This window comes from Hymenobacter saemangeumensis, assembly GCF_039541835.1.
GTDB classification, from domain to species: Bacteria; Bacteroidota; Bacteroidia; order Cytophagales; family Hymenobacteraceae; genus Hymenobacter; species Hymenobacter saemangeumensis.
The window spans coordinates 1-740 of the sequence record NZ_BAABGZ010000009.1 but is presented as its reverse complement, the minus strand read 5'-3'; the positions used below and the strand labels follow the sequence as shown (position 1 = coordinate 740).

At 68.1% G+C, this 740-nt stretch carries 1 protein-coding gene; it reads left to right on the top strand.

Translation table 11 applies throughout. The annotated features are described in order from the left end of the window. The coding region (locus ABD919_RS02780; RefSeq protein ID WP_345233573.1) for a hypothetical protein at positions 1-740 on the top strand (740 nt) is incomplete at both ends.

Sequence of the window (740 nt, the reverse complement as noted above, 5' to 3'; positions counted from 1 at the left end):
TACTCCTCGCCCATGAAGGCCAGCGCCAACGGCGTGAGCACGACGGTGCAGGAGTTTGCCGACGACCTGCCCGTGTTTGAGCTGAATCAAGCCTACAACACGACCGGCAACACCGTCACGCCCTTCCCCACCCTGTTCACGTACGAGGAAGGCCGCCTCTCCAGCACGCTCAACACCTTCGACCGCGGCTGGCTGGTGCCGGGCCTGAGCGAGGACCTGCAGCCGCTGCGCGGCTACTCGGCCCAGACCAACGCCAACACCGTCGTCGACATCGCCGGGGTGCTGCAGAACGGCCCGGTGAGCTACGCCGTGACCCGCGGCAGCATGAGCAACTCCGGCTGGCAGCTCATCGGCAACCCCTACCCCGCCCCCATCGACTGGGACGTGGTGCGCAGCACCGGCATGCTCACGGGCATCGAAGACGCCATATATGTGCACAAGCCCACGGGGCGCTACACGGGTTCCTACGCCGCCTACGTCAACGGCATTGGCTCGAATGGCGGCGTGAAAGACCTGGCGTCCATGCAGGGCTTCTTCGTGCGGGCCACCCAGCCCACCGGCGCGGTGAGCTTCACCAACGCCGCGCGCCACACCAGCTACACCGCGCCCACCGTGTTCCGCCCCGGCACGCCCAACCCGGCCGCGGGCCAGAAGCCGGTTATCCGCCTCGAAGCACGCAACGCCGCCGGCCTGGCCGATGAAGCCGTGGTGTACTTCGAAGCCGGCGCCGGCCTGGGCTT